This window comes from Pseudoxanthomonas sangjuensis, assembly GCF_010211755.1.
Lineage (GTDB): Bacteria > Pseudomonadota > Gammaproteobacteria > Xanthomonadales > Xanthomonadaceae > Pseudoxanthomonas_A > Pseudoxanthomonas_A sangjuensis.
The window spans coordinates 53,632-66,485 of sequence record NZ_PDWR01000004.1 but is presented as its reverse complement, the minus strand read 5'-3'; the positions used below and the strand labels follow the sequence as shown (position 1 = coordinate 66,485).

Here is a 12,854-nt window from a genome sequence, read left to right as displayed (position 1 = left end):
CAGGGTGGGTACCGGCCGGGTGGTTACGGCGCTTCCACCGAAATCGTGAGCACCACGCGGCTGTCGGCCAGGTAGTCGAAATTCTCGAAGCCGGCGCTGTTGGTGTCGTAGTAACCCAGGCTTACCGAAGCGGGGCCGAAGCTCCTGCTCAGGCTGACCGAGTAATCGGTGTAGTCCTCGAGGCCGACATCGTCGCCGAAGGTACTGCGGCCGACGCTGACGTCCAGGCCGAAATCGGCGGGCAAGCTCCAGCTGCCGCCCAGCGCATAGTAGATGCCGGTATCGTCGGTGCCGCCGAAGTCGTTGGTGTACGCCAGGGTGAAGCTGTAGTCCTCGAAGAACGTGGTCTTGGTGATCAGCTCGCCGAAATTCAGCTCGCTCGCACCCGGATAGCTGTACTCGTTGTACATGATGTCGAAGTTGACGTTGTCGCCGAAATCGACGTTGTAGCCGATATAGCCATCGACCTCGAAATCCGGATCGCCCGCGCCGAAATCCACGTTCGAGGCCCACACGCCGGCGTACACACCGACCGGCGAGGTGTAGGTCAGGCCGGTCTGGAAAGCCGGGTCCTCGTCGGTCTGGCTCACGCCGCGCCAGACGTAGTCGCTGGTCGCCGCCGCGCTCCAACTCCACGGCGAGGATGCTTCTTCTTCGGTCGCTTCCTGCGCAAAAGCAGCCAGCGGCATCGCCGCCAGCATGAGAGCTACTGCAAGACTGAGTTTGACGGGCTTCATTCCGGGGTCTCCTGTTGCGTGCTGCGACGGTGGGGAAGGACGAAGCCGGCGACGTAACGAGACCGCAATCGCAGGCTCACGTTTTTTTAACCAAACCGATAGTGCGACGCAACATGCAGGCCGTCAAGCCCGCAAAACCTTAGTTTTCTTTGTTTCTTTTGAAACGGAATCAAGGGGTTGGAGATGCCGGGAACACCCCGTAGCGCCGCGGCGCCAGGCGCACCCGATCGCCCGGGCGCGGGACGCCGGGCGCATGCGCGTCCGCCGGCGGCAAGTCGATCTCGACCTCGTCCTGCGTACCCTCGTCCAGCCTCGCGCGCAGGCGCAGGCGCGGACCGCTGCGCAGGCTGGACAACACCGTCGCCGCCCAGCCGGGGCCGTCGCCCCCCACGCACAGGTCTTCCGGGCGCACGTACAGCTCGACCGGGCCGTCGCCGGCATCGGCGGCGAAGTCCAGCCCGGCCACCTGCACCCTGCCCTGTTGCGCCCGGCCCGGCAGGCGGTTGACCTCGCCGACGAAGGAATACACGAACGGCGTACGCGGCCGGTCGTAGGCCTCGGCCGGACTGCACAGCTGCTCGATGCGGCCGCGGTTGAGAATGGCGACGCGATCGGCCAGTTCCAGCGCCTCTTCCTGGTCGTGGGTGACGAACACCGTGGTCAGCCCGGTGCGGTCGTGCAACTCGCGCAGCCAGCGGCGCAGGTCGCGGCGCACCTGCGCGTCGAGCGCGCCGAACGGTTCGTCCAGCAGCAGCACGCGCGGCTCGATCGCCAACGCGCGCGCCAGCGCCACGCGCTGGCGCTGGCCGCCGGAAAGCTGCGCCGGATAGCGTTCCTCCAGCCCTTCCAGTTGCACCAGTTGCAGCAGTTCGCGCACGCGTTCGCGGATGCGCGCGTCGGGCCAGCGCTCGCGCCCGCGGCGCACGCGCAGGCCGAAGGCGACGTTCTCGCGCACGTTGAGGTGGCGGAACAGCGCGTAGTGCTGGAACACGAAACCGGCGCGACGCGCCTGCACGCTCAGCCGCGTCGCGTCCTGCCCGTCGAGCAGCACGCGCCCGCCGTCGGCATGTTCCAGCCCGGCGATGATCCGCAGCAGCGTGGTCTTGCCCGAGCCGGACGGCCCGAGCAGGGCGAGCAGTTCGCCCTGGCGGATTTCGAGGTCGACGTCGTCCAGCGCAACGAAATCGCCGAAGCGCTTGGCCAGGTTCTCGATCTTGATGCCCATGTGGTCGTTTCCGGAAGAAATTCAGTGCCGGTGCGTGGCCGACAGCGCCTCGCCGTGGTGTCGCTCCAGCCACGCCTTCAGCGCCAGCGTGGCCAGCGCGCTCAACGCCAGCAGCGCGGCGCAGGCGAACGCGGCGCTGTAGGCGTATTCGTTGTAGAGGATTTCCACGTGCAGCGGCAGCGTGTTGGTGCGCCCGCGGATGTGCCCGGACACCACCGACACCGCGCCGAACTCGCCCATCGCGCGCGCGCCGCACAGCAGCACGCCATACAGCAGCGCCCAACGGATGTTCGGCAGCGTCCCCCGCCAGAACGTCTGCCAGCCGTTGGCGCCCAGACTGAGCGCGGCCAGCTCCTCGTCGTTGCCCTGCTGCTCCATCAGCGGCATCAGTTCGCGGGCGATGAACGGGAAGGTGACGAACACCGTCGCCAACACGATGCCCGGCAGGGCGAAGATGATCCTCGGCAGCTTCAGCGTGAACTCGCCGAGCAGCGGCAACGTCGCGTGCCAACCCTCGTCGACCAGCGCGTACGCCCAGCCCTGCGCGCCGAACACCAGCACGTAGATCAGGCCGGCGACCACCGGCGACACCGCGAACGGCAGGTCGATCAGACTGACCAGCACGCGCTTGCCGGGGAATTCGTGCTTGCTGACCGCCCACGCCGCGGCGACGCCGAACAGCAGGTTCAGCGGCAGCACGATCGCGGTGACCAGCACGGTCAGGCGGATCGCCGCCAGCGCGTCGGCCTCGCCGATCGCGGCGACGAAGCCCTGCACGCCGCCGCGCAAGGCCTCGACGAACACCAGCAGCAGCGGCAGCAGCAGGAACGCGAGCAGGAAACCGAGCGCGGCCGCGACCAGCAGCGCGCGCACCCAGCGCGGCTCGGTGACGGCGGAAGCAGGGTGCGGCTTGCGGTCGGCTCGATCCACGCGGTTGGGTTCCAGTGTGCGCTCCGGTGACGCCGGCCCCGGTGCCGCATGCCGCGGCAGGCCGGGAGCCATGGTGGAAGCGGCTTCGCTCATCTGCGGCCCCTGCGTTCGGAACGCAGCAACCGCGACTGCAGGGTGTTGACGGCGAACAGCAGCGCGAACGACAACAGCAGCATCGCCGCCGCGATCGCGGTGGCGCCAGCATAGTCGAACTCTTCCAGCTTGATCACGATCAGCAGCGGCGCGATCTCCGACACGTTCGGCAGGTTGCCGGCGATGAAGATCACCGAGCCGTATTCGCCGACGCCGCGGGCGAACGCCAGCGCGAAGCCGGCCAGCACCGCCGGCCACAGCGACGGCAGCACCACCCGCCACACCGTCTGCCAGCGACTCGCGCCCAGCGTGGCCGCGGCCTCCTCGAATTCGCCCTCGATGTCGGCCAGCACCGGCTGCACCACCCGCACCACGAACGGCAGGCCGATGAACACCAGGGCGACGACGATGCCGAGCGGCGTGTACGCGACCTTGATGCCCGCCGTTTCGAGCCAGCGCCCGAGCCAGCCGTTCGGTCCGTACAGCGCGGCCAGCGCGATGCCGGCCACGGCGGTCGGCAACGCAAACGGCAGGTCGATCATCGCGTCGAACAGGCGCTTGCCGGGGAAGCGATAGCGCACCAGCACCCACGCCACCAGCGTGCCCAGCGCCGCGTTGAACGCCGCGGCGGCCAACGCGGTGCCGAAGCTGACCGACAGCGCTGACAGCACGCGCGGCTCGCTCCAGATCCGCCAGATCCCGTGCCAACCCAGCCCGGCGCTCTTGAGGAACACGCCGGCCAGCGGGATCAGCACGATCAGGCCGAGCCAGAACAGGGTGTAGCCCAGGCTCAGGCCGAAGCCGGGGATCACCCGGCGCCGGCGCGGCGTTGGCAGGCGCACGACCGCCATCTCAGCGTCCGGACTGGATCTGGTCGAACACGCCGCCATCGGCGAAGTGCTTCTTCTGCGCCTGCTCCCACGAACCGAAGGTGCCCTCGATGGTCACCAGCTCCAGCTTCGGGAAGCGCGCGACGTCCTTCGGGTCGGCGTATTCCGGCTTGCGCGGGCGGTAATAGTGCTTCGCCGCGATGCGCTGCCCTTCCGGCGAATACAGGTACTGCAGGTAGGCCTGCGCGACCTCGCGGCTGTCGTGCCGGTCGACGTTCCTGTCGACCAGCGCCACCGGCGGCTCGGCCAGGATGGACAGCGACGGCACCACGATGTCGAACTTGTCCGGGCCCAGTTCCTCGATCGACAGGAAGGCTTCGTTCTCCCACGCCAGCAGCACGTCGCCGATGCCGCGCTGGACGAAGGTGGTGGTGGCGCCGCGCGCGCCGGTGTCGAGCACCGGCACGTGCTTGAACAGCGCCTCGACGTACATCCGGGTCTTGGCTTCGTCGCCCTTGAAGATCTTCAGCCCGTAGGCCCACGCCGCCAGGTAGTTCCAGCGCGCGCCGCCGGAGGTCTTCGGGTTCGGCGTGATCACCGAGACGCCGCGATGGATCAGGTCGTTCCAGTCGCGGATGTTCTTCGGGTTGCCCTTGCGCACCAGGAACACGATCGTCGAGGTGTACGGCGCGCTGTTGTCGGGCAGGCGTTTCTGCCAGTCGGCGGGGAACAGCTTCGAGCGCTGGGCGATGTTGTCGATGTCGTAGGCCAGCGCCAGCGTGACCACGTCGGCCTCGAGGCCGTCGATCACCGCGCGCGCCTGCTTGCCGGAGCCGCCGTGCGAGGTCTCGATCTCGACCTTCTGGCCCCTGGTTTCCTGCCAGTGCTTCGCGAACGCGGCATTGAAGTCGCGGTACAGCTCGCGGGTCGGGTCGTAGGACACGTTGAGCAGCTTCAGGTCCTTCGCCGTCGCGGCGAAAGCCAGGACCAGCACGAAGCCGGCCAGCAACGGAAACAGGTGGCGGAGGATGCGTGGGGTGGTTTTCATTTGCGGTTCTCCGTCATCGGGTTCAGAAGGCGACCTGCAGGCGGGCGAACACGGCTTTCTCGTCCTCGCGATCCGCACCATTAGCATTTCCGCCTTCGAAACTTGTATCCAAATAGTTAAGTACCAGTTTCAGGTTGCTGTTGAGATACCAGTTCAAGCCCAGCACCCAGGCCCTGGCCTCGCCGGCGGATGCCGTCGGGTCGGCGAACAGCGGGAAACTGTCCTCGTCGACTTCCAGCACGCCGTAGCGGCCGACCAGTTCCCACGCCCCCCAGCCGCCCTTGCCTGGCGCGAACGGATGCGACGGCCTGACCACGCCGCGGTAGTTGGCGTCCTCGCCGGTCAGCACGTAGCTGGCGGTGGCCTGCCACGACCTGTTCTCCAGTTCGGCGCGGGTTTCGCCGACCAGCAACTCCTGCTTCGCCACGATGTATTCGGCGAGCAGGCCGAAACGGTTGCGATAGAAATAGCCCTGCGGCGACCAGCGGACATGGCGGCCGTCGGCGGCCACCGCACCGCGGTAGGCGAAGAACTGCTGCTGTCCCGGCGTGCGATAGCGCGGCAGGAAGTTGTTGCCGCTGCCTTCCACGTCGCCGACGCCGGCGCCGAGGCCGAAGCCCAGCCCCGACCAGAATCCCGGGCCGTTCTTGAACGGCTCGAAGAACACGCGGCCGGCGTATTCGAAATTGTCGTCGGGGTTGCTGGTGACCGCGTCGCGGCCGTCGACCGTGCCGTTGAACACGCCAATCGCGTAGCCGACGCGGCCCTGCGCCAGCTCACCCTGCAACTGCACGCCGATGTCGCGGTTCGGCGCGATCTCGCTGGGCAGCGCACGCTCGACGTCGGACAGCGCCGACGACGACTGCAGGCGTTCCAGGCCCACCGGCGAGGTGAACTTGCCCAGCCGCACGGTCGCGGCCGGGCTGAACTTCAGGTCCGCGTAGGCATCGACGATGCTGGCGCTGTCGCCGGCGAACTCCGGGGTGAAGCGGAAGCCGACCCACTTGCCCAGCGTACCTTCGATGGTCGGGCGCGCCGTGCGCAGCAGGAAAGTGTCGTTGGCCGATGCCGGGACGCCGCTGTCGAAGAAGCGGCCGTCGCCCTGCAGCAGGCCGCGGATCCTGACTTCGTAGGCGCCATCGGCCGACTTCAGCGCCGCGCCCTTGTCGTTGACGGCTACCACCGACGCCTCCTTGGCCTTGGCGACGCGGTCTTCTTCCTGCAGTTCGAGCCTGCGCTCGAGGATGCGCAGGCGCTGGTCGAGGTCGGCGAGGCTGGCCTCGCCCTGCCCGTCCTCGCCGACGGCGGCATCGCCGCCCAGCCGGCGTTCGAGCGCTTCGAGCCTGCGCTGCAACTCCTCCACCGTCGGCTTGTCCTGCGCGAACGCCGGAACCGCCAGCGAACACAGCGCCGCCCCCATCAACCTGAGGCCGCGCTTCCCGCCCCTGGCACCCGTGGACGACTTCGCCCGCATTTCGATTTCCCCGCATGTTGGCCGACGGCCGGAAGTGGAATACTCCCTATTCAGTTTCGCAGGCGGAAATGACTTCGCGCTAGCCGCTGATAGCCAGCGCGCATGACGTGACGGGCACCGGCGCCGTCCCGGCTAAAATGGCGCTTTCCCCAATCGATGCCCGCATGCCCACGCCGACCGCCCCCGCCCTCACCGGACGCTACGCCGCCGAACTGGAATCCATCCGCGCCCAGGGCCTGTTCAAGTCCGAACGCATCATCACCAGCCCGCAGTCGGCGGAGATCGAGCTGGCCGACGGCCGCAAGGTGCTGAATTTCTGCGCCAACAACTACCTCGGCCTGGCCGACCACCCGGACATCATCGCCGAGGCCAAGAAGGCGCTGGATAGCCACGGCTTCGGCATGGCCTCGGTGCGCTTCATCTGCGGCACCCAGGACCTGCACAAGCAGCTGGAGGCGAAGATCGCCGAGTTCTTCGGCACCGAGGACACGATCCTCTACGCCGCCTGCTTCGACGCCAACGGCGGCCTGTTCGAGCCGCTGCTGGACGAGACCGACGCGATCGTCTCCGACGCGCTCAACCACGCCTCGATCATCGACGGCGTGCGCCTGTGCAAGGCGAAGCGCTACCGCTACGCCAACTGCGACATGGCCGACCTGGAGAAGCAGCTGCAGCAGGCCCGTGCCGACGGCGCCCGCACGATCATGATCACCACCGACGGCGTGTTCTCGATGGACGGCTTCATCGCCCCGCTGGATGAGATCACCGCGCTAGCCAGGAAGTACGACGCGCTGGTGCACATCGACGAATGCCATGCCACCGGCTTCCTCGGCGCCACCGGCCGCGGCTCGGCCGAGGTCAAGGGCGTGCTCGACCGGATCGACATCTTCACCGGCACCCTCGGCAAGGCGATGGGCGGCGCACTGGGCGGCTTCACCACGGCGAAGAAGGAAGTGGTCGAGCTGCTGCGCCAGCGTTCGCGGCCGTACCTGTTCTCCAACTCGCTGCCCCCGCACGTGGCCGCCGCCGGCATCAAGGCGTTCGAGATGCTGTCCTCGGCCGGCGAGCTGCGCACCCGCCTGCAGGAGAACACCACCTACTTCCGCGAGCGCATGACCGCCTCCGGCTTCGACATCAAGCCGGGCGTGCACCCGATCTGCCCGGTGATGCTGTACGACGCGCCGCTGGCGCAGCGCTTCGCCGAGCGCTTGCTGGAAGAAGGCATCTACGCGATCGGCTTCTTCTTCCCGGTCGTGCCGAAGGGCCAGGCGCGCATCCGCACGCAGATGAGCGCGGCGCACACGCGCGAGCACCTGGACCGCGCCATCGATGCCTTTACCCGCATCGGCAAGGAACTCGGCGTGGTGTGACGCGCGCCGCGGGGGCACGGCGCGCCGTGCCCCCTACGACAACATTTCGATTTCCGCCGCGCTCAGTTCGCGCCACTGGCCTTTCGGCAAATCGCCAAGCCGCAATCCGCCGATGGCCACGCGCACCAGCCGCAGCACGTTGATGCCGAAAGCGGCGAGCAACCGGCGGATCTGCCGGTTGCGGCCTTCGTCAAGCACGATTTCCAGCCATGAGTTCTTTTCGCCGGCGCGCAACAGCGTCGCCGCCTTCGCCGACAGTCGTTCGCCATCCGCATCGACGCCTTCCAGCAACCGCGCAAGCAACGCTTCATCGGGTATCGCATCGACCTGCACGTGGTAGGTCTTGTCCGGGCCGCCGGCCGGATCGGTGATGCGCGCCGCCCACTGCGGGTCGTTGCTGAACAGCAGCAGGCCCTCGCTGGCCTTGTCGAGGCGCCCGACCGGCGCGATCCAGCCGATTTCCTTCCCGTCCCGGCGCGCACCGTCGAAGCAGCGGTACACCGTGTCGCGGCCGCGCTCGTCGCTGGCCGTGGTGACCAGCCCGCGCGGCTTGTTGAGCATCAGGTAGACGCGATCCACCCTGGTTGCATCGCCGATCCCGCGGCCGTCCACGGCGATGCGCCGGCCCGCGTCGATCGGGAATTCGGCATCGCGCACGATCCTGCCGTCGACGCTGACCCGGCCGGCGGCGATCCAGCGCGCCGCCTCGCTGCGCGAGCATAGGCCCCGCTTCGACAATACCCGCGCCAATCCGTGGCGCGGCGGACGGGCGCGCGTGGCGCTGTTCATGCATCGATCCTCCGGGAGCGGCGCCACACGCTAGCAAATCCGGCCAACGCAAACACGAACGGCCGGGTTCGCCCCGGCCGTTCGTGTGTCGCGACTTCCCCTGGAAAGCTTACTTTTTCTTCTTCTTGCCCTTCTTGTCGGTCGGTTCCGGCTCGGCAACCGGCGTTTCGACCGGCTTGGGGGCGGTATCGGCACGACGGCCGGCGCTGTAACCGGTGGCCTTCAGCCAGGCGTCGAAGTCGTCGGCGGTCATCTTCTTGCCGTTCTGGGTCATGCTGAAGCGGTACGGCGTGTTGTCGTACTGGGTCTTCGGCTTGTAAGCGGTCGGATCGTTGGCCTTGGGCGCTTCCGCCGGCTGCTTGGCATCGTCGGCGGCCGCCACCTGCTTGCAGGCCTCCACGCGCTGGCGCAACAGCACCCGGTCGACCGACAGGGTCTCGTCGTAGGCGCTGGCCAGCACGCCGCTGGGCGCGCCCAACCGGGTATTGGCGCCGACCAGTTCGCCCGACAGCGGCGAAGCCAGCGTGGCGCGCGCCGGCACGGGCTGCGCGGCGGCCATTTCGGCGCAATTCGACGCGGCCTGCGCCGCCGAAGCGATGCCCAGAAGCGACAGACCGGCAAAAACGAACTTGCGCATATCGATGGATCCCCGAGGTTTGGACGGCCCGAAGTTTGGTCGGGCTTTTGCGCGAGGGCAAGCGGCGGAATGTGACAACGTGACTCCAGTTCGAATATTGCCCGCGCCGCGTGCGGCAAGCGTGGACTGCGTCACGGCCGTTTCGGCGCACCGCAGCGATACGATGCCGCAGACGCACGAAACCCGGCACGGGGCCGGGTTTCGTGGGATTGCCTGGCGGGCGACCGATGCGATCGGCTGCCCGTTGAGGAACGCCTGAAAATCAGTTCAGGACGTTCAGCTCGGTGCGGCGGTTCTTCTCGCTCTTGCAGCCCGGCAGCGTCTGCTCGGTCGGCTCCAGCGGACGGCTTTCGCCGTAACCGATCGGGCCAGACAGGCGGCCGGCATCGATGCCCTTGCCGGTCAGGTAGTCGTACACCACGCGGGCGCGACGCTCCGACAGGCTCTGGTTGTACGCATCCTTGCCGCACAGGTCGGTGTGGCCGGCGACTTCGACGCGCAGATCCGGGTAGCGGGTCAGGATCTCGGCCGCGGTGTCGAGGATCTCGATCGAATCGGGACGCAGCGTGTCCTTGTCGAAATCGAAGTTCACGCCGTTCAGGTCGATCGTGATCTTGTCCGGGGCCGGCGGCGGCGGCGGCGGGGCCGGAGCGGGCTCCGGAGCCGGCGGCGGCGGCGGGGCGGCCTTTTCGCCCAGCGGGATCACGATGCCGACCGAAGCCAGCAGGTCGCCGAAGCTGTCGGCGTCGTCGACCGAACCGTCGTACGACGGGCCGATCGCCGAGTCGTCGAAGTCGATGCGGTAGGCCAGTTCGGCGCGCACGCCGACCTTGCCCAGTTCCGACTGGATACCGCCGCCCAGCTTGGCGGCGAAACCGCCTTCCTCACGCTGCCCCGGCGAATCCGGGCTCGGGAACGCGTCGAACTCTTCTTCGGCACGCTGGTAGCCCAGGCCCGCAAGCAGGTACGGGTGCCAGTTGCGATCGGCCATCATGAAGTGGCGGCGCAGGTCCAGCGAGATGCCGTACTGGCTCCAGTTCAGGTTCGGATTGGTCGACAGGCTCGGGTTCTGGTAGTTGAGTTCGCCGTCGACCGACCAGTTCGGGCTGATGAACTTGCCCAGACCCAGCGCACCGAACGCGGCGTCGTCGGTGTTGCGGTCGTTGTCCTGCACGTTGACGCCGACGGCGCCCGTCAGGTACCAGCGATCATCGAACTCCTGGGCGGATGCGGCCTGCGCCACGCCCAGCCCCGCGAGCAACGCGGCACAGAGAAGTTTCTTGTTCATTTGCAGCTCCTTTTACCAATGAAAACAGAGGGGGGTTGTTAAGACGTCCCAGGTACAACTCGGGTGGTTCCGAAATTACTTTTCCGACCGCCAGACGACCATGTCTGCATGCCATCGTCGTCAAACATTATGCGTGACGAAGTGAAGGCTTCGTTAACGTTAACATAACAGTACCGTCGGATAAACAGTCTTCCGACCAAGGGTTTTGCCCCATGAAATCCGTCGTCCTGACCCGTTATCTGCCCATAGACGACCCCGGCTCGCTGCTCGATGCGGACCTGCCCGTGCCCATCCCTGGCCCGCGCGACCTGCGGGTCCGGGTCGAGGCGGTTTCGGTCAACCCGGTCGACGCCAAGGTCCGCGCGCCGAAGCCGCAGGTCGAACCGCAGCCACGCGTGCTGGGCTATGACGCCGCCGGCACGGTCGACGCGATCGGCGCCGAAGTGACCGGTTTCGGGCCGGGCGATGCAGTCTACTACGCGGGCGACGTGACCCGCCCCGGCAGCAATGCCGAGTTCCAGCTGGTCGACGAACGGCTGGTGGCGAAGAAGCCGGCCTCGCTCGACTTCGCCCAGGCCGCCGCCTTGCCATTGACCGCGATCACTGCCTGGGAGCTGTTGTTCCAGCGCATGCCCTACGCCTTCGAGGGCGGCGGCGCGGGCAGGACCCTGCTGGTGATCGCCGGCGCCGGCGGCGTCGGCTCGATCGCGATCCAGCTGGCGAAGCTGGCCGGATTCCGCGTCGTCGCCACCGCCTCGCGCACGGAATCCATCGACTGGTGCCGGCGGATGGGCGCCGATGCGGTGGTCGACCACCGCCAGCCGCTGGCGCCGCAACTGCAGGCGCTGGGCCTGGCGCAAGTGGAGGCGGCACTGAACCTGGCCGACACCGACCGCTACTGGCAGGAACTGGGCGAACTGCTCGCGCCGCAAGGCCATGTCGGCCTGATCGTCGAGCCGGCCGGCGCGTTGCGCATCGGCGACCCGTACAAGGCCAAGTGCATCGGCATCCACTGGGAATTCATGTTCGCCCGCCCCCGCTTCCGTACCGCGGACATGGACGAACAGGGCCGCATCCTCGCCCGGGTGGCCGAACTGGTCGACGCCGGCAGGCTGCACGGCACGCAGACCCGCAACCTGTCGCCGATCAATGCCGCCAGCCTGCGCGAGGCGCACCGCCAGCTGGAATCGGGCACGACGATCGGCAAGCTGACCCTGTCCGGCTGGTGACCCGGCATGCCGACCCCATCCGAAAACGGACTGCACGCCGCCTTCGACGCGATCGGCGTCGAACAATTGCGCGCCGGCGGCGGCATGAAGTGGACGACGTTCCCCGACTGCATCGGCGCCTTCGTCGCGGAAATGGATTTCGGCACGGCGCCGGCGGTGAGCGCGGCGCTGCACGAAGCCGTCGACCGCGGCCGCACCGGCTACCCGACCGCCGGGCTGTTCCACGAACTGGCGGAAGCGACCGCCGGCTGGCAACTGTGCCGTTACGGCTGGTCGCTGCCGCCCGACGCGGTGCAGCCGGTGCCGGACGTGATCAAGGCGCTGGAAGTGATGCTGCGCTTCTACCTGCCGGAAGGCGCGCCGGTCGTGGTGCCGACGCCGTGCTACATGCCGTTCGTGCCGCTGATCGAACAGCTGGGGCATCCGGCCGTGCAGGTCCCCGCGCGCCGCGACGGTGCGCGCTGGCGCTTCGACCATGAACGCATCGATGCCGCCTTCGCCGCCGGCGCGCGCGCCCTGCTGCTGTGCAACCCGCACAACCCGCTCGGCCGCGCATACGAACGCGCAGAACTGGAACGACTCGCCGAAACCGTCGAACGCCACGGCGCGCGCGTGCTCGCCGACGAAATCCACGCGCCGCTGGTTTTCGACGATCGCCGGCACGTGCCGTATGCGACGATCTCGCCGGCGGCGGCCGCGCACAGCATCACCACCGTTTCCGCGTCGAAGGCGTGGAACCTGCCGGGCGTGAAGTGCGCGCAATTGCTGTTCACCCGCCATGACGACCGGCGGACGTGGCACAAGCTTGGCCACCTGCTGACCAGCAACAGCGTCAGCACGCTCGGCATTCACGCCCACATCGCCGCGTACCGCGACGGCGGGGCGTGGCTGGAATCGTTGCTCGGCTATCTGCAGGGCAACCGCGACCTGTTGACCGGCTTCCTGCGCGAACGGTTGCCGCGGATCGGTTACGCGGAACCGGAAGGCACCTACCTGGCATGGCTGGATTGCAGCGCACTGGAACTGCCGCCGCCGTTGGGGCGCTGGTTCCGATCGGCAGCGAAGGTCGCGATGACCGACGGCCGCGAATGCGGCGCCGGCTTCGAGAACTACGTGCGATTCAATTTCGCGATGCCGCGGCCGTTGCTGGTGCAGGCGCTGGAACAGATCGAGCGGGCGGTCGCCGAATGCTGATTCGGGCCTT

At 67.9% G+C, this 12,854-nt stretch carries 12 protein-coding genes; 3 read left to right on the top strand and 9 right to left on the bottom strand.

What is annotated here, in order from left to right; genetic code table 11:
- Positions 1-23: 23 nt before the first annotated feature.
- The 6 genes from CSC71_RS03110 to CSC71_RS03085 all read right to left on the bottom strand — a co-directional run bounded on the left by CSC71_RS03110 (position 24) and on the right by CSC71_RS03085 (position 6,337).
- Positions 24-737 carry a TorF family putative porin gene (locus tag CSC71_RS03110; RefSeq protein ID WP_162372888.1) on the bottom strand — a complete coding sequence of 238 codons (714 nt, stop codon included), beginning with the start codon at positions 735-737 and terminating at the stop codon, positions 24-26.
- Between the two features lie 169 nt (positions 738-906).
- Positions 907-1,962 carry a sulfate/molybdate ABC transporter ATP-binding protein gene (locus CSC71_RS03105; protein WP_162372887.1) on the bottom strand — a complete coding sequence of 352 codons (1,056 nt, stop codon included), beginning with the start codon at positions 1,960-1,962 and terminating at the stop codon, positions 907-909.
- A 21-nt stretch (positions 1,963-1,983) separates the two neighbouring features.
- On the bottom strand, positions 1,984-2,985 hold the full coding sequence (gene cysW, locus CSC71_RS03100; protein WP_246191938.1) for a sulfate ABC transporter permease subunit CysW: 1,002 nt from the start codon (positions 2,983-2,985) through the stop codon (positions 1,984-1,986).
- Entirely contained in the window at positions 2,982-3,827 is an 846-nt protein-coding gene (cysT, locus tag CSC71_RS03095; protein WP_246191937.1) for a sulfate ABC transporter permease subunit CysT, read from the bottom strand. Before cysT ends, cysW begins: the two co-directional genes overlap by 4 nt.
- A 10-nt stretch (positions 3,828-3,837) precedes the next feature.
- A complete protein-coding gene (locus CSC71_RS03090) occupies positions 3,838-4,863 on the bottom strand; it encodes a sulfate ABC transporter substrate-binding protein (protein ID WP_162372885.1) in 1,026 nt (341 codons plus the stop codon).
- Between the two features lie 22 nt (positions 4,864-4,885).
- Positions 4,886-6,337 carry an OprO/OprP family phosphate-selective porin gene (locus CSC71_RS03085; RefSeq protein WP_162372884.1) on the bottom strand — a complete coding sequence of 484 codons (1,452 nt, stop codon included), beginning with the start codon at positions 6,335-6,337 and terminating at the stop codon, positions 4,886-4,888.
- 164 nt (positions 6,338-6,501) lie between these two features.
- Here CSC71_RS03085 and kbl point away from each other — a divergent pair, with 164 nt between their 5' ends.
- Entirely contained in the window at positions 6,502-7,707 is a 1,206-nt protein-coding gene (gene kbl / locus CSC71_RS03080; protein ID WP_162372883.1) for a glycine C-acetyltransferase, read from the top strand.
- A gap of 33 nt (positions 7,708-7,740) precedes the next feature.
- Here the strand turns inward: kbl and CSC71_RS03075 are convergent, their stop codons facing one another.
- The 3 genes from CSC71_RS03075 to CSC71_RS03065 all read right to left on the bottom strand — a co-directional run bounded on the left by CSC71_RS03075 (position 7,741) and on the right by CSC71_RS03065 (position 10,421).
- Complete coding sequence (locus tag CSC71_RS03075; RefSeq protein WP_162372882.1) at positions 7,741-8,496, bottom strand: pseudouridine synthase; 756 nt, start codon at positions 8,494-8,496, stop codon at positions 7,741-7,743.
- 109 nt (positions 8,497-8,605) lie between these two features.
- Entirely contained in the window at positions 8,606-9,133 is a 528-nt protein-coding gene (locus CSC71_RS03070; protein WP_162372881.1) for a hypothetical protein, read from the bottom strand.
- A gap of 262 nt (positions 9,134-9,395) precedes the next feature.
- The gene (locus tag CSC71_RS03065; RefSeq protein ID WP_162372880.1) at positions 9,396-10,421 is read right to left on the bottom strand and encodes an OmpA family protein; all 1,026 of its coding nucleotides are present in this window, start codon (positions 10,419-10,421) and stop codon (positions 9,396-9,398) included.
- 212 nt (positions 10,422-10,633) lie between these two features.
- Between CSC71_RS03065 and CSC71_RS03060 the strand changes: the two genes are divergently transcribed.
- Positions 10,634-11,650 carry a zinc-binding alcohol dehydrogenase family protein gene (locus tag CSC71_RS03060; protein WP_162372879.1) on the top strand — a complete coding sequence of 339 codons (1,017 nt, stop codon included), beginning with the start codon at positions 10,634-10,636 and terminating at the stop codon, positions 11,648-11,650.
- Between the two features lie 6 nt (positions 11,651-11,656).
- Positions 11,657-12,844 carry a MalY/PatB family protein gene (locus CSC71_RS03055; RefSeq protein WP_162372878.1) on the top strand — a complete coding sequence of 396 codons (1,188 nt, stop codon included), beginning with the start codon at positions 11,657-11,659 and terminating at the stop codon, positions 12,842-12,844.
- Positions 12,845-12,854: the final 10 nt, after the last annotated feature.